We start from the raw sequence: 15,117 nt of genomic DNA, 5'->3' as shown, positions 1-15,117 counted from the left end.
CCTGAGGTGAACGGCATTTTAAAAAACATGGCTATCCTTCGACACTCACGAAGCGATTTTCCATCGGATTGGCATCTAAGATGGTGAGTTCTGGGTGAGTAAATTTAATTTTATTAAATTTGAGCGCACCTTCACCCGCCTTGGTGGCGATAAAAGTGAAGCGGCGAGTGCCGGGGACTCCTACCATGCCCAAGGGGTTGGAACCATGAATGTAGTCATCGCTTATTAGGGCGATGCAGCTGGGTAATTCAGTGAGGCACACATTGAAACCCGTAGAAGGGTTATCCTCGAGTGTGATGACTATTGGCTCGCCGATCTTGACTGTAATTGGAGCTAACATATAAATATCCTTATTCATGAGTTTTAAAGTTGATTTTACTTGGTTCTTACTGGGTTTAAACAGCTTGAGAAGTTAAGTATCTAAAATAAAAACTGTCAAGTTGTATAGTTTGTTTTTTCTGATTATTCACTTTCTGGTTTGTTCCTATGATACTGGTAAGTGGTTGTTTTAGATTGCATTACCGTATTTTTTGTTTTCCCTTTAGATTAATCAATGCTTTTGGTATTAGAAGGGGGAGTAGTATATTTAGTTGATTGTTTTTATAATTAATTTTGGTTGTTTGATTCTCGTGATATTTTATTTTTTCTAGTTGTTTTTATTAAGTATTTAAATATTCACATTAAAAACACTGCTCTTTTTTAGGCATGAATATATACGGGGTGATATCTATTAGTAGTATACTTATATGCTGATAAACATGGGTGTCGATAGAGTATATAAAACAAAAGTACTAAGTCTAATTACTTATTTTTAAATTTGATAATATTTAACCTAAGTCTTTAAGACGGTATCTGGATATCTACAATGGTCTATATAATATGCATGATTAATTTATTATTAACCGTTAAATATTAATGCTAGTGTAGATTAAATTTCCCCAGATGCAGTTATCGAGAGTCACAGAGTTAAAATAATGTGCGCCCCTCGACAAAACGAATAAATATCAATAGATAATCATCAATCTCCCGTCGATACGACAGTTTCTCTGCCTCAGTTTGATTACCCTGAATTTTCCTTATCTCTCTTAACACCATTTGGCACTCATCAAGATCAATATGAGGCAAACGGTATTCGTTCAAAGGTATTCAAAAATGACGCATTTTCTCTCGAGGACTCGCCTGTATCTGGCCACAGATAGCCTGGATTGGATGATAAATCGCAGTATTAAACAATCCCTCTCATTACAAGATGCCGTGCCCTTATCCTCTGGAATTGACTGTGTTCCGGATAAACCCATAGAAACCTTGTATATTCATATTCCCTTCTGTCACACCCTGTGCCGGTTTTGCTCATTTCATAAGGTTAAGTTTCAAGAGTCTCTGGCCAGAGAATACTTCCAAGCATTGAGACAGGAGATACGCCAGGTCATAGCCAAAGGCTACCGATTTAACCGCGTGTATATCGGCGGCGGTACCACCACTATCCTCGAAGATGAGTTGATAAAGACCATAGAGCTTATCAAGAGCCTGACGACAATCCGTGAAGTCTCCTGTGAAAGTGACCCTATCTATTTCAAAGAGGGACACCCTGAGTTACTCAAGGGGCTAGTGGACCGCATGTCTATCGGGGTGCAAAGCTTCGATGATGCCATACTCAAGATCACGGGCAGGTTTGAGAAGTTTGGCTCCGGCTTGCAACAGGCCGAGTATGTTAGTCGCGCCATCGAGCTGTTTCCTACGGTGAATGTGGACATGATGTATGGCTTTAAGATGCAGACCGCCGACTCGGTGCACGCAGACCTGTTGCAGACCATGGCGCTCAACCCAGATCAAATTACGACTTATCCTCTGACGATTGGCATAGGTAAGAACCGTAAGAAGGCCGGCTGTTTGGCAGGACCCGCCCATGAATTATGGCCGCAGTTTCTGGCTGCGAAGCAGGCATTGGCTGATCGCTATGTGATGGAGTTTCCCTGGACCTTCAGTCGTAGTTTCGGCCAGTCGGTGCAAAATAAGTACGTGCTCGATGGCGAGGACTGCCTAGGTGTCGGCTCCGGGGCCTTTGGCCGTTTCGGCGAGCAGTTTCGCATCTCAAGCTTCGATATCGCCGATTATATCCGGCTTATCGATCGAGTCCAATCTGGTACCTGTTACATCAAACCTCTGGAGAGCAAGGCATTGATACAGCATTATCTGATGATCATGATGGGGCACGGACATCTGGATAATCAGGTGTTGAAGGCCCATACAGGGCGGTCTTTGTGGCAGGCGCTGCCGTTGGAGATGAGTTTTCTGCTGGCGTCCGGGGCCATTGTGAAACGGGGTGATAACTACCGCACCACGGAGCAGGGGCAATTTATCGCCTTGAAGATGTTTGTCGGCTTTCTCACCGGCATGGATCATCTCAGGGAGCAGGCGAGGGAGTTGCCACTGATATAAACACTAGTCTGGATAAAATAAGTCAGGGATTAAACGGACCCACAGCGTATCAATGACGGTTAAGAGAGTGGGCACAGAAATAGCCTGTGCCCCATTTGGTATTATTTGCTAGTGCAATTAGCGTAGTAAGTGACGGTTGACGGCCAATCGGAGAATACCCCCATCACACCGACATCTTTAGCCAATACATCGAGTAACTCGAACACATCGCCTTCATTGTCTATGGCATCAGAGATACTTTGGTAGTACCAGCCACCACCGTCGATCAGTAAGCCAGAGCGTTCCAGTGACCAGGTGATTATCTTCAGTCCGGCATCGTTGGCGGCATTGGCATACTCAGAAGGGATTAGCTTGCCTTCGTTATCCAGAGTGACCAACACCCACAGAGGCGGAGCGATAATTTCCACGCCCTGAGCCTTCAAGTCCGCCATCGAGGGAGTCCAGCTAGTCTCACTTAGGGGATCGAAGCCCGCATCATCGTATCTGTCATCGAGAAATACGGTTTGAGATGCAAACTCCGGGGCATTAGCTATCCAATACTCTATGTCTTCGAGATGGAAAGATTGAGGATAGACACGAGCCGGGTCGATACCCGCTGCCGTGTATTCGTCGAGCATCTTCTGGGCGTAGTCTTGCTGGCTAAAACCATCGAAGGGCATCTGCACCATGGCCTCTTTGAGCTCCGGGGTCATCTTAATGCCTGCCTTGTCGAACATCTCGATACTCTCGACGTGGGTCATCAGGGTGCCATTGCCGGAATAGAGATCGGTTCGCCAGTTGGCAGTGCCGTCCATATATTCTTCGACGCTGGTGGCATTGGTATTGGCACCATCCATCTTGCCTCTTAAGGTTTTAAATTCGGCCAAGGTAATATCACTGGTGCAGCACCTTGCGCTAGCCGTTACGCCATTGAGGGGATCGGCGGGGATGAAAGGGCTACTGCATTGGCTGGCAAGCTCAGGGATGGCCAGTATATTGGTGGTGGTAGCCAGATCGCACTGAGAGTGGCGACACACTAAGGCTTTGTCAGAGGTGAAGGTGACATCGCACTCCACTATGCCGGCGCCCGAGTCGATGGCCGCCTGATAAGATTCTTTGGTGTGCTCGGGGAACTGCATCGACGCGCCTCTATGACCTATGGAGAAGTCACTGCGATAGAAATTGTCACTGGCGCACTGCTCAAGTTGTGTCTTTAGCTCACTGTCTTGCATCTGACGCACTAGAAACAGAGGTCTGGGGCCAACTTGGGCGGCAACTTTTTCCTGGGGCTCAGTATGGTCGTTATCATTACAGGCCGTCAGTAACAGGCTTGTGGCGAGCGTCAGTAGCAGCGCGCAGGGCCTGAGGTGATTCTTATTCATAGGTACATCCGTTATTTTAGAGAGGGCAATTCATGGGGGAAGGGACTTGAGGTGTCGCCTCCTTCAATTTTGCGTCAGCTTAGGAGGAGAATATTAAGCTATGACTAAGGATTTATGACGTTATATCTATATATTAGATAAGAGGGCCTGTGGTATCTATTTGAGAGGGATTATTCATAGGCCTCGGGGGAGAGCGATTAGGATGGCAGCGGGTCGATATGACGTCGCTGCCTGCGTGTTTTTACACTAAAGGGTAAACTCTCGGTAGGACTCATACCCAGGCCCAGACTCAAACCCTGACCTAGAACAAGGCTCAGATATCGGAGTCGCTGATTTGTGGTGGTACTAGGCGGCCTCCAAAATGTTGATGAAGTCTTTAAGACTCATCTTGGCATTGGATTTTTTCTGCCTGACAGTCACCTTAGCTTGTTCGACTTCTTCATCGCCTATGATGAGGCAATAGAGACCCTTGTGCTTGAAATGTTGCCTCAATTTATAGCCTACCGAATCTTGGCTCTTATCTAGGCTAACCATGTAACCCAAGCTTTTAAGCCTGTTACAAACGACATTGGCCTGGGCGATATGGCTATCTGAGATGGGCAATATAGAGATGGCATTGGGGTTTAACCACAAAGGTAGCCTGCCCTGATAATGCTCGAGTAAGATGGCAATAAATCGCTCCAATGAGCCAAGCACCGCTCGGTGGAGTATGACTGGATATTCAGACTTGCTCTCCTCGTTGATAAATGTTGCATCCATCCTTTGGGCTAGCACAAAATCCAGCTGAAAAGTGCCGCACTGCCATTGACGTCCCAGAGAGTCTTTCAGGGCAAACTCCACCTTAGGGGCGTAGAAGGCGCCTTCATTGGGTAATAACTTGAAAGGAATATTGAGCTGCTTGAGGCCATCTTGCAGGTATTGCTCGGCGCGGTCCCAGGCATCTTCGCTACCGGCCTTGTTATTAGCGCGCAGTGAAATGCTGACCTCTATGCTATCGGCATCGAAACCGAACTTGTCATAGACCCGATAAAGCATTTCGACGAAGGACATCAGCTCAGATTGGATCTGATGTTCACGGCAAAATACATGACCATCATCTTGATTGAAGCTTCTAAGCCTTAACAGGCCGTTCAGCGCTCCGGATGCCTCGTTGCGATGGCACAGACCAAACTCAGATAACCTCAGGGGTAGCTCCCGATAGGATTGACACAGCTGATTGAACATCTCTATATGAAAAGGACAATTCATCGGCTTAAGCGCCTGTTCTTGACCGTCATTTTGCAGCAGAAACATGTCGTCTCTGAACTTTTCCAGATGGCCGGATTTATCCCATAATTGGCTGTTGGCCAGAATGGGGCTGCGGATCTCGCGGTAATGATATTGTTCCTGAATCTCTCTGAGGTAGGCCTCTACCTTGCGATAGATTGCATAGCCCTTAGGATACCAAGACACCATGCCGGATGCATAGTCCGAGAGGCTAAATAGCTCAAGTTCACTGCCTATTTTTCTGTGTTCATTTTTCATCTTGTACATCTCCGTTTCTTCAGTGGAGACCAACATGAAATCAAAATAAGCGCGGTAAAACTAAAATGGCTAACATGAAATCATGTTAGCCATTTTTTGCGTAATAAATCAGTAATTACAATGCCAACACAACAACTCTAGGTTGATGTGGTGGTGGTTATCTCAACTGCAATTAATCGTTTCATTACTTTCCTCGAGGGGATCTAATTCGTTCCTATTGTTATAGCAAAACCTGTATAAGAAAGACAAGAGTTAAATTGTTATTTTGGATTTATATTCAGCCAACTTAACATTTATCGCCATTAACATATTGAAATTGTTGGGTTAGAGAGTTAACGAATTCGAGTATATTTTAAGGAGGGGGAATCATCAACAGGAAACAGTATAACTAAGTGGTTAGATGCACTGTTACTCATTGCGATCTAGCAGATACGGTCTTATAAGTGGGCCTCCAAGCCCTCAACCGATCTCAGGTTACATTTGGATACAGAGTCCTGTCTGCAAGTGGAATATAGTGCCTCCACAGTCATTCGACAGATGTAATAAGGATCAAAAAATGAAAAAGTTATGCTTAATTATCTCAGTAACCTTGATGTCCAGCCACGCCATGGCAGAAAACAATACCTATATTCTCAACGGTAATATCTACAGCCATCAGGGCCAATTTTTCGCCGGTGCCGGCGTTGCTACTGGAAGCGAATTTTATAAAGATCAGGACCACAAGACCGGTGTCTACCTGAACGGAGGCTACCATGGTGAAGACTTCAACATAGATCTGGCCGGTATTAACTACCGTTTTTTCGGCGACAACGACAGCCTAGTCAATTTCAGCGCCTTTTTGGTTGCCAATCCTGGTTTCGACTCCGACGATGCCGATATTTTAACAGGCATGAAAGATCGCAAGATTAGTGGTGATTTGGGTTTAAATGCCGATATCCATCTGGGAAAAGGAACCTTATCGACTAAATTTCAACACGACGTTACCGGTGTTTACAAAGGCTATCAGGCCGACATCACCTATTACCACCCAATGGATCTTGGCTTTGCCTCTCTGGTGCCTTACGCCGGTGTGCACTACTTCAGCAAAGACTACGTAAACTATTACACTGGCGTATCTAGCTCGGAAGTCACCCCAAAGCGTTCGGCTTATCAGGGCAGCGGCAGCCTAGCCTACAATGTGGGTTATGCTATGGTCATCCCAGTCACTAAACACTTGGACATCACTCAGTCTACCGGGTATTCGCATCTGGCATCCAACATGGCTGACTCTCCTTTAGTGGACAGCAGTAACCAGTGGGTAACAACTCTGGGTGTGAACTACAGCTTCTAACTAACTTGATGAGCCAAGAGATGAAATCGATAAGAAACTTATGGGTGTGTGCTGGACTGGCCTTGATGCTGGCAGCTTGTGCAACTCCCTATGATACCGAAAAGCAGTTCTGGTCTTTCGGTAAAGGATTTGAAACCGTGCAGATTGCCCCGGATGGTTGGCAGATAAGCTTTGTGGGTAATACCAGCACAGATCGGGCATTAGCGCGTAAGTACATTATGCGCAAGTCGGCAGAGCTGTGCCAACAGGCTGGCTACCCTTACTTTACTTTCACTCGTGAGCAAACCGATCGCGACTCTGTGGGCCAGTTCGGGATAGGGGACAGCAGCAATAGCCTGCTGTGGGGTAGTTCGACCATTGATAAAGAGACCTCGGTAGTGGTCGAAGTGACTGGCCTGAGCAGCAAACCTAGCAATGCCGCTTCACGGGTGTATGACACCAACTACATTCTTAACCATGTGAATGTCGAAGACTAATTTCCAATACTAAGCTGCGCCTGCCACTGTTGACAGGCGCTCTCTACTCTATCCTTTCTTGTACTACCTCCGACACTCACTGGATAATATTTACAAAAAACCGTATTGCTATGCAGAAATTAACAAGATGATGGATTGTGGTAATGAGGCATCGAAATCATTGATTGGCATGGTACTTAACTTCATTAACGCCTGCTATTTTGGGGGGCAATTTTTATAAGGTAATAAAAATGATTAAAAAAATCGCAACTTTTAGTTTAAGTATTATATTGCTATCGGCTTGTGGCGATACTGGGTCAGCAGCTTTAAAAGAACCTAAAATCGATTATGATTTCACCACGGATAAAGAGAACATAATTTCAGAGCGTCATAAAATTTTAAATTCATTTAAATTATCGGTAGGTGGTGATTATTTTTCTTTGTTATATGGGAAAGAAATTCGCTTTAAGGATGAAACAGGTAAAATTAATGTTTTTGATTTACTTAAAATAAAGAATGATACAGGGGATGAGATAGATATGATTATTCCATCCTTAGAAAATACGAAGGAAGCTCAGTATTGCCAATTGTTTTTTCAAACTGAAAGTAAGTTATTTAGCTGCTCTGCCGATAAACGAAGTGAAAATGAGGATTTAACATTTATTCAATCGACTTTAAATGGAAATGATGTGGGATTAGAGTTTTCACAATATATAAACGCGATAGGCTCTACTTCTTTTGAGGTGCGAGACTTGACTGATACTAGCGTTACTTTGAAAACTGTTAATGTTTTCCCTGAGTTTGGCGATAGTTCTGATCTCGGGTTTACAACCTACCTTAAATTAGAAAAATTGGTTAATAGTTTAGATCCAGCTTTAAAAATGACGCTCGTCTTTGACAGTGTCATTGACGGTTCCAGTGATGATGATATTAACATGTATACAGGCCTACTGATTAGGGACCGAGGAATGAACACTGTAGTTAGTGCTAATGGTTCTGTATTTTCAGGAGGAACCGATTTATTCTCAGCAGGTGTTGAGAGGCTAGTTAACAGTAGAAATAGCGACATTGAAATTAGTCTACATAAACAGGTCGGAGTTCATAGTTGGGCTGGTGATGAAAAAGTTGCGTTAGATATTCCATTTTCCGACGAAAGTCATCATAAACAAGGGTCTTACTTCAATAAGATGCTCGGTAAAAAAGGTATTCCATTTTATTTGTTTACACTAAACGCTGCTCCTGCAGAGGGCGAGCATTGGATGACCAGTGAGGAATTTAGTCAATTTGGTTTAGCGAAAGTAAATTAAAAAAATTGTGCTATATCGGTTAAAAATAGATCGCGGGAGTAGACCTTTCCATATATAAGGTTAGGTCTCTGTTTTCGACATAACCCAAACAGCTTAACCTTTAACGGTATAGGGTTTGAAAGTAAACTTCAAAGGGAACAAGCATCTCTTCATCAATGCCTTGAATTGAAAAGCCTGAATGGCTCTGAACTGATCACCTACTTAGTGGGACTGGTATAAGTTGCTTGCGATAATGGCTCAAACCTTAGTGACATGCGGGCACCACCTAATTCTGGAGCTCGGCCAATACGTAATTTCGATCCCATCCAAGAGCCAATGCGATCGACAATGGCCAGGCCCATGCCGTGGCCGGCATTGTCTCGGCTTTGTTGGCCTCGCACAAAGGGTTTTATCACCTGGTCTGCTTCCTGAGCATCGATGCCTTGGCCATCGTCGTCGACATGTATCCATACAAGGCCTTCTTCAATAGCCACTGTTAACTTAATCTGTGAATGCCCAAAACGTTGAGCATTACTGAGGAGATTATTCACCTGCATCGACAGGTATTTGGGATCTGTGCTGACAGTCAGTGATTTTGTACATGGCACGAAGTCGATTGGGTGAGATGGGTCGAGTAGGCATGCCAGTTTTTCCTGCAACCAGGCATTGAGTTCAATGGACTGCCAATCCGGCTGGATATTGGCCTGATCCAGGCGGGCATAACTGAGTAGAGTCATCACCAACTCTTCCATGGTGTCAAGATTCCGGTTTAGCCGTTGGAAGTACTTAACCCGTAGCTGTTCATTTTGAGTTTCTTCCAGAGCCTCGATGCCAAATCTTAGCCGTGCAATTGGTGTTTTCAGATCGTGGGATACCGCTCGACTGAGCAGTTTGTTGTCATCCAGCAATTGCTGAATACGATCCGCCATGCGGTTAAATTCGGTTTCAATGGAGCCTATATAAGATGTTTTGCTGACCGTAATTCGCTGCTGTAATTCACCCATGCCAAACGCCTGTGTCGCCTTGCTTAGGTTCACCAGCCGCCGGATTAGGGGAGATACCCATAGCAGCATAATCAGCATCACGCCAACGTAGAAGAGCATGGTATACAGTTTATTCAGGCTCCAATTGGCATCTATTGGTGTCATCAGTTCTGTATTGATGTTCAGTATTTGACCTTTGTGAGGCATTCGGTAATGCAGGGAGATCCCTTCGTCGGACTCGAGTAGCAGGGCTGCCTCGGTATCGAATTGTGCCTTCAAGGGGGCAGGTAAGCCGAACTCAGCTTCGGTTATCAAAGACAACTGCTCGGAATTATGCCGATTCCAGTTATCAATAAATAGATCAATGTGGGTGGTGTCGTTATCTAGGCTCAGTGCCAGCGTGCTGCCCATGAGTTTCAGTGCCGTAAGACGGTTGGCTACACTGGGATTATTTGTATCAGGGTTCTGAAGGGCTGCAAACTCGCTGATTGACCAGCCTAGGCTGGCGATGGTGGTGAGTACCACTAACACCAGAGAGGCTATCAATTTTTTCATGACGCTGGCTCACTGTCATCGCGACAGAAAAGGTATCCTTTGCCACGGACTGTTTTGACTTTATAAGGTTGGCTCTGGGCTTCCTGCAGTTTCTTACGCAAGCGCGAGATGCGGATATCTATTGAACGGTCCAGACCGTCGTATTCGATCCCTCTCAGCTGGGATACCAGTTCGATGCGACTGACTATGGTGCCCGCCTTCAATGCTAACTGCCACAATACATCGAACTCATTGGCGTTCAAGCCCACCGACTGCTGGTCAATGGTGACCGATTTGGCGGTCGCGTTCAGGACCAGCGAGCCAAACTTCAGTTGTTGTTTAAGTTCCTCGTCACAGGTACGGCGTAACAGGGCTTTGATGCGCGCCAGTAGCACCCGTGGACGAATTGGTTTAGTGAGGTAATCATCGGCCCCAACCTCCAGCCCCTGAATCTCGTCTCCGTCTTCGCTGCAGGCAGTCATAAATAGGATCGGCTTGGAATAAAACTCCCTCGCTTCTTTGCACACATCGAATCCGTTTTTCACCGGTATCATTACGTCCAGCAATACCAGATCTGGCTGCTCTTCGGCGATCATCTCCAGCGCATAGTCACCCTGGCTCGCCAGTGTTACCCCGTAGCCATGGTCCAGTAAATAGTCACAAATCCATTCCGCTAGCGAGGCATCGTCTTCCACCACCAATATCTGCTTTGTAACTGGCATGTTTAGAATAACCTCCAGCCGGATCCACTCTGTTTTGGGGCCTTATAAACCCAAGTTACCACCACTTTTAGCTGTGCCAGCGGTTGTGTTTCATCACTGTGGATCAGACTAAAGCTGGTGGTCTTGTCCCCTTCAAAACTGTACTGGTACTGCTGAATGGCTTTGCCATTCCAGCATGTCAGTTTGCGATGATCTTTGCTCAGTACCAGACAATACTGGCCGAGCTCAGGTGTCTGCCAACGAAACAGTACATCCTGATAGCAAGTCTGGCCTTTGTGTAAGGCGATACATCGTTTAGGAGTGGCGGTAAAGGCTATTGAATCGTCTTGACTCCAGGCCGTCATGGGAACTCCCAACAACGCCAAAGCCAACCATTGAGTAAATTTATTCATGTCGTCCGCCTAAAACACATAACTGATAGAGGCGTTAAAGAACGACACATAGCCAGTTTGGTTAAAGGGGCTGTCAGTCACTTCATTGGACAGCACGTTAAGGCGATACATGGCACGGAATACAAAACTCTCACTCAGAGGATAAGCCACTCCCAACTCCATGCCGTAACTAAAGGAACTGCCTGGCTGATATTCGGGGAACAGCTCAGTAGCTTCCTCGTCGCTGACGCTAAAAAAGTGGCGATTCAAAGTGGCTGATGAATATTCTATGCTGCCTAGTGCGTGGAAATTCCAATTACGAACCTGCCAGGATGTCCCCAATCTGGCGGTACTCGATATCCCCTGACCATCGTAATAATCGCTCACCAATCTGTATTGGAAAACGTAGCGGTCCCCCCAATAGCGGGTGGCGCGGAAACCAGCACCTACGTACCAGGAGTCCTCCGACATCAGGTAGGCGTTGCGGTCGGCTTCATCAAGCATGCTGGGATCCACACCTTCCGGGCGGCTCCTGGAGCTTTGCAAATTGGCTAGCAGTAGATCCAAGGACCAGTTTTCCGAATTCCAGAAGTTAAATCCTAGGTTAATTCCATCCTGAGATTGGTGGATCATCTCCACAAAGAGCCCTTTGTACTGGTACATACCACTGATCAACAGCGAAGGTTCCACAGATTGATGATCTATTTGGCGGATATCGACTTTATTGACGCCATAAACGCTGACACCGAGTTCAAAGTAACCGCCATCGGCAAGGCGATCTTCTACGCCACCGCTGACACTGCTGGCAATGTCTGACGCAGCTGAAACTCCTGGAATAATCATCAAGGTTAAGAGAATTGCTCGAATAATACGCACGCTCATTTTATTCACATTATTGCTCATTTCGTTCTTCTAACTGTGGTTGTCGAGTACCGCACTTTCTTCTTACAGCCTTAGCAGCTAACGCCCAAACTTAGGCGAACCCCCAGATAAGTTTTTACAACCAATCAATAGGCGCACATCTTGTTATTAAATTCGATCTGACTAGTAAAAAAACCAATAAAATACACTGGTTTGGGTGATGTTTGGGAACAAGATTACTCTCTCATTATGCAATGTATTATCGTACACAATGAAGCCTTGATATTCACAAGATACTAGCATATTAACGGCATTGGTTACATCTGTGTCGCGATAATCCTATGCCAGTCATTAACGCAATATCAGAACCGGTAAAACTCGCCTTTCTTGGGCGTTTTGGTTGTCTATTTTTGTGTTCGATGATTCAAGATTGAGCTCTGGAATGCTGCTTATTCATTTTAATCAGTCTGTTAGTGGATAATTCTGAATCGATTGTTTTCTTATTGCCTATAGGTATAAAGAAGCCTAGGTAATTTGAATTCCTCTTGAGATAAGAGCCTTGTTATTGCTCCTGCTTACATACGCTTACTGAATACCGAACCCAGAATTGAGAAGCTAGCCATAGATCGAATCGGGATCCAAATATTGAAGCTAGCATTCAACATGCAAGTGCAAGTAATAGTTAATTGGATTGGTATCGTAAATAGCCACTTTTTAAAGAAAGAGATTTGTATGAATGTCACTGGAATAACAGCTAGAACGTTTGCAGAAGAAATTGAAACTGATCAAGGAGCTGTTGAAGGAATCAGTCAGAGATAAGACTGAATCCGGTAAAGAAAAGAGCAAGGATCTCAAGCTACAAGTAGCCCAATTAACAATTCAACTTGCCGATTTTGTTAAGAAATCCAGCACTCAGGCGAAAACAGCTTAAATGGAGCTAGCTATTGCTTTTGAGTGAATAGCCACTTGGTATACGGCAGCTGAAACTGGCCCCCCCTGCCGAGTTGCTACTCATGCTCAACTCACCGGACATGCGTTTGGTCGCGGCCTTGGCGATAGCTAGGCCTAGGCCTAAACCGCCGGTTTGTTGATTTCGGCTCTTGTCTAAGCGGGAGAAGGGGATAAAGATGGTGTCGAAATCTTCCTTCGCTATACCCGGGCCATCATCTGCCACTGTGATGATGAGCTGTGTGTCGGCTTGATTCACTCTTTTGCTGGCGGCTTTCCATTTTGATACTTTCCATTTTGAGAGTATCCACTCTGAGCTTTTCCCTATTAAGGTTTTACTCGTATCTAAGTCCTCTTTAATCTCAACAGAGATGATCACGGTGGACTTGGCATATCTGATGGCATTCTTAACTAAGTTATCGAACATTAATCTGAGATAGGCAGGGTCGCACTCCAGCTCCTGTTGATGACAATAGAGGATAACTTTCTTGGTCTGATCCTGGTTCAACTGAGCTATACGCTCGTCTAAATAGGGTTCGAGTTTAATGACTTGCTTGCCTATGGACTTGTCTTCATCAATTGCGGCATTGAGTTTAGAGAAAGTCAGTACTTGTTTGGTGAGCTCATCGATATCATCTATATAGGTATCGATATTGTCGAGTAGGGCGACTTGTTGTGGCTGGGTACTCCTCTTTCGTAACAGGCCTGTGGCCAGTTGTATGCGGCTCAGAGGAGTACGCATTTCATGGGGTACGGCCTGTGCGAATATCTGATTCTCTTTCACGGTTTCGGTAATTGATTCAGCCATCTGGTTAAAACTCGTCGCCAAGGCCTTCACTGGCTCTGATAACTTGGGGGAGGCGCGTACCATAAGCTCGCCGCGACCAAATTTATCATTGGTGTCGATAAGCTGGTTTATCTGTTTCTGTAATTGTCGGATAGGAAAATAGAGGGGGGCACTTATCGCGAATATGGCTACAAAGAGCAGTATCACTGGGAGTATGTCTTCCGGATGTTGTTGCCATAAGATGGCTAAGTTTTGCAGCTTTATTTCATCGTCGACCTCAGAGTGTGTACCATCAAAAAAGTGATATTGGTCGCTGATAAGTATCGCACCTTTAGCATTATCCAGGGGATAAACGGCTAACAATCTTTCATCATCGAGATTGTAGATTAAACTGTTATCACTGGTATATAAGTACTCACATATATTACATTCTGGAGCGCCATCCCATGTCTCTTGCCATTTTATATCGAAAGTAAGCAGAGTTTTTGGCAAGGACTGAATATATTGTTCTGGATCAACATCATTGTTTTCCAAAGCAACAGATATTTCATTGAAAATGTAATCGGTATCGGCATTAAAATCTAGTAGATCGCTTTGTTCCAGAGCTTCATAGCTAAATGATAAAGTGATAAATACGCTGCCGCCCAGAGCGAGTATTATCCCCAGATAGAGGCGGGCGAATAGGGGAGGAATAAATTTAGCCATTGACTAACATATACCCCTTGTTACGCACAGTTAAGATAAGCTTATAAGGTGAGCTGATATCGCCAAGTTTTTTTCTTAAGCCTGAAATTCGCATATCCACAGATCTGTCATTAGCGTCATAATCTATGCCGCGCAGGGAGCGGCAGCAGTCATCTCTGGAGACGATATTGCCAGGATTCGAGGCTAGCAGGAGTAAGATGTCATATTCCGCTTCTGTGAGCACAGGCTTGAGTCGGCCAAGATTGACTTCTCTCGTGGCGGTATCAAGCCTTAGCTGGCCTATCGCTATCACTTCCGTACTCGGAGGCTGATTGCCAACCCGTCTGAGGAGAGCGTCAATGCGCGCAACCATCACATGGGGGCGTATGGGTTTTGTCAGATAATCATCGGCCCCCAGTTTTAACAAGCTGACTTCGCTCATATCGTCGGCGCAGGCAGTGAGTACGAGTATGGGTCCAAAATAGAAACTGCGGGATTGCCTGCATATTTCGATACCATTTAAGCCGGGTAACATGAGATCGAGTATGACCAGATCAGGCTTATAGCGCTTAATGGTATCGACTGCGAGTAGGCCATCATTGACAATCTTAGTCTCATAATTTTCCGCCTCCAGATACATGGCGGTCAATCGTGAGATCTCTAAATCATCTTCTATGATGAGTATGTGCGCTTTTACCACAGAAACTCCTAATACCAAGTGCTATAGGTGAGCAGCTAGAAGCGCTTATTTTTACAGACTCTCACCGTTAATGATAGCGCGCTTACACCTGCTTACATTGGTTGTCCCTTAGCTTACAGCCGCTTACTTTCT

At 45.3% G+C, this 15,117-nt stretch carries 14 protein-coding genes; 5 read left to right on the top strand and 9 right to left on the bottom strand.

Annotated elements, in window-relative coordinates; genetic code table 11:
- Positions 1-31 precede the first annotated feature (31 nt).
- Complete coding sequence (locus FS373_RS08640; RefSeq protein ID WP_185976972.1) at positions 32-340, bottom strand: protease inhibitor I42 family protein; 309 nt, start codon at positions 338-340, stop codon at positions 32-34.
- 812 nt (positions 341-1,152) lie between these two features.
- Here FS373_RS08640 and FS373_RS08635 point away from each other — a divergent pair.
- Positions 1,153-2,439: a coproporphyrinogen III oxidase family protein gene (locus tag FS373_RS08635; protein ID WP_144045438.1), complete on the top strand. Its 1,287-nt coding sequence runs from the start codon at positions 1,153-1,155 to the stop codon at positions 2,437-2,439.
- Positions 2,440-2,540: 101 nt separating this feature from the next.
- Here FS373_RS08635 and FS373_RS08630 read toward each other — a convergent pair whose 3' ends face one another.
- Together FS373_RS08630 and thrS are read right to left on the bottom strand one after the other, a co-directional pair.
- Entirely contained in the window at positions 2,541-3,800 is a 1,260-nt protein-coding gene (locus FS373_RS08630) for a glycerophosphodiester phosphodiesterase family protein (RefSeq protein ID WP_144045439.1), read from the bottom strand.
- A gap of 345 nt (positions 3,801-4,145) precedes the next feature.
- Positions 4,146-5,333, bottom strand: coding sequence for a threonine--tRNA ligase (gene thrS, locus FS373_RS08625; RefSeq protein ID WP_227992625.1), 1,188 nt, complete (start codon positions 5,331-5,333; stop codon positions 4,146-4,148).
- Between the two features lie 547 nt (positions 5,334-5,880).
- Here thrS and ompV point away from each other — a divergent pair.
- The 3 genes from ompV to FS373_RS08610 all read left to right on the top strand — a co-directional run bounded on the left by ompV (position 5,881) and on the right by FS373_RS08610 (position 8,416).
- Positions 5,881-6,654: an outer membrane protein OmpV gene (gene ompV / locus FS373_RS08620; RefSeq protein WP_144045441.1), complete on the top strand. Its 774-nt coding sequence runs from the start codon at positions 5,881-5,883 to the stop codon at positions 6,652-6,654.
- A 20-nt stretch (positions 6,655-6,674) separates the two neighbouring features.
- Positions 6,675-7,130 carry a CC0125/CC1285 family lipoprotein gene (locus FS373_RS08615; protein WP_144045442.1) on the top strand — a complete coding sequence of 152 codons (456 nt, stop codon included), beginning with the start codon at positions 6,675-6,677 and terminating at the stop codon, positions 7,128-7,130.
- Between the two features lie 230 nt (positions 7,131-7,360).
- On the top strand, positions 7,361-8,416 hold the full coding sequence (locus tag FS373_RS08610) for an alpha/beta hydrolase (RefSeq protein WP_152829263.1): 1,056 nt from the start codon (positions 7,361-7,363) through the stop codon (positions 8,414-8,416).
- Between the two features lie 197 nt (positions 8,417-8,613).
- Here FS373_RS08610 and FS373_RS08605 read toward each other — a convergent pair whose 3' ends face one another.
- From FS373_RS08605 to FS373_RS08590, 4 genes are read right to left on the bottom strand one after another with little or no spacing between them, the layout of a single operon-like run.
- A complete protein-coding gene (locus FS373_RS08605; protein WP_152829262.1) occupies positions 8,614-9,933 on the bottom strand; it encodes an ATP-binding protein in 1,320 nt (439 codons plus the stop codon).
- The gene (locus tag FS373_RS08600) at positions 9,930-10,634 is read right to left on the bottom strand and encodes a response regulator transcription factor (protein ID WP_144045445.1); all 705 of its coding nucleotides are present in this window, start codon (positions 10,632-10,634) and stop codon (positions 9,930-9,932) included. Before FS373_RS08600 ends, FS373_RS08605 begins: the two co-directional genes overlap by 4 nt.
- Before the next feature lie 2 nt (positions 10,635-10,636).
- A complete protein-coding gene (locus FS373_RS08595) occupies positions 10,637-11,026 on the bottom strand; it encodes a DUF3019 domain-containing protein (RefSeq protein WP_144045446.1) in 390 nt (129 codons plus the stop codon).
- A 9-nt stretch (positions 11,027-11,035) separates the two neighbouring features.
- On the bottom strand, positions 11,036-11,887 hold the full coding sequence (locus FS373_RS08590) for a MipA/OmpV family protein (RefSeq protein ID WP_144048869.1): 852 nt from the start codon (positions 11,885-11,887) through the stop codon (positions 11,036-11,038).
- Between the two features lie 642 nt (positions 11,888-12,529).
- Here FS373_RS08590 and FS373_RS31440 point away from each other — a divergent pair.
- A complete protein-coding gene (locus tag FS373_RS31440; RefSeq protein ID WP_185976974.1) occupies positions 12,530-12,685 on the top strand; it encodes a hypothetical protein in 156 nt (51 codons plus the stop codon).
- A 118-nt stretch (positions 12,686-12,803) separates the two neighbouring features.
- Here FS373_RS31440 and FS373_RS08585 read toward each other — a convergent pair whose 3' ends face one another.
- Complete coding sequence (locus FS373_RS08585; RefSeq protein ID WP_152829261.1) at positions 12,804-14,306, bottom strand: sensor histidine kinase; 1,503 nt, start codon at positions 14,304-14,306, stop codon at positions 12,804-12,806.
- Positions 14,299-14,985 carry a response regulator transcription factor gene (locus FS373_RS08580; protein ID WP_322619469.1) on the bottom strand — a complete coding sequence of 229 codons (687 nt, stop codon included), beginning with the start codon at positions 14,983-14,985 and terminating at the stop codon, positions 14,299-14,301. The genes FS373_RS08585 and FS373_RS08580 overlap by 8 nt, the downstream gene beginning before the upstream one ends.
- Between the last annotated feature and the right edge of the window lie 132 nt (positions 14,986-15,117).

The organism is Shewanella sp. YLB-07 (genome assembly GCF_009377275.1).
This window is presented reverse-complemented; position numbering and strand designations above follow the sequence as displayed.

Bases quoted from the DNA above. Each gene is read 5' to 3' on its own strand.
- FS373_RS08585 (WP_152829261.1), bottom strand. From the start codon at position 14,306: ATGGCTAAATTTATTCCTCCCCTATTCGCCCGCCTCTATCTGGGGATA.
- FS373_RS08595 (WP_144045446.1), bottom strand. From the start codon at position 11,026: ATGAATAAATTTACTCAATGGTTGGCTTTGGCGTTGTTGGGAGTTCCC.
- FS373_RS08635 (WP_144045438.1), top strand. From the start codon at position 1,153: ATGACGCATTTTCTCTCGAGGACTCGCCTGTATCTGGCCACAGATAGC.
- FS373_RS31440 (WP_185976974.1), top strand. From the start codon at position 12,530: ATGCAAGTGCAAGTAATAGTTAATTGGATTGGTATCGTAAATAGCCAC.
- ompV (WP_144045441.1), top strand. From the start codon at position 5,881: ATGAAAAAGTTATGCTTAATTATCTCAGTAACCTTGATGTCCAGCCAC.
- FS373_RS08630 (WP_144045439.1), bottom strand. From the start codon at position 3,800: ATGAATAAGAATCACCTCAGGCCCTGCGCGCTGCTACTGACGCTCGCC.
- FS373_RS08640 (WP_185976972.1), bottom strand. From the start codon at position 340: ATGTTAGCTCCAATTACAGTCAAGATCGGCGAGCCAATAGTCATCACA.
- FS373_RS08605 (WP_152829262.1), bottom strand. From the start codon at position 9,933: ATGAAAAAATTGATAGCCTCTCTGGTGTTAGTGGTACTCACCACCATC.
- FS373_RS08600 (WP_144045445.1), bottom strand. From the start codon at position 10,634: ATGCCAGTTACAAAGCAGATATTGGTGGTGGAAGACGATGCCTCGCTA.
- FS373_RS08610 (WP_152829263.1), top strand. From the start codon at position 7,361: ATGATTAAAAAAATCGCAACTTTTAGTTTAAGTATTATATTGCTATCG.
- FS373_RS08615 (WP_144045442.1), top strand. From the start codon at position 6,675: ATGAAATCGATAAGAAACTTATGGGTGTGTGCTGGACTGGCCTTGATG.
- thrS (WP_227992625.1), bottom strand. From the start codon at position 5,333: ATGTACAAGATGAAAAATGAACACAGAAAAATAGGCAGTGAACTTGAG.
- FS373_RS08590 (WP_144048869.1), bottom strand. From the start codon at position 11,887: ATGAGCGTGCGTATTATTCGAGCAATTCTCTTAACCTTGATGATTATT.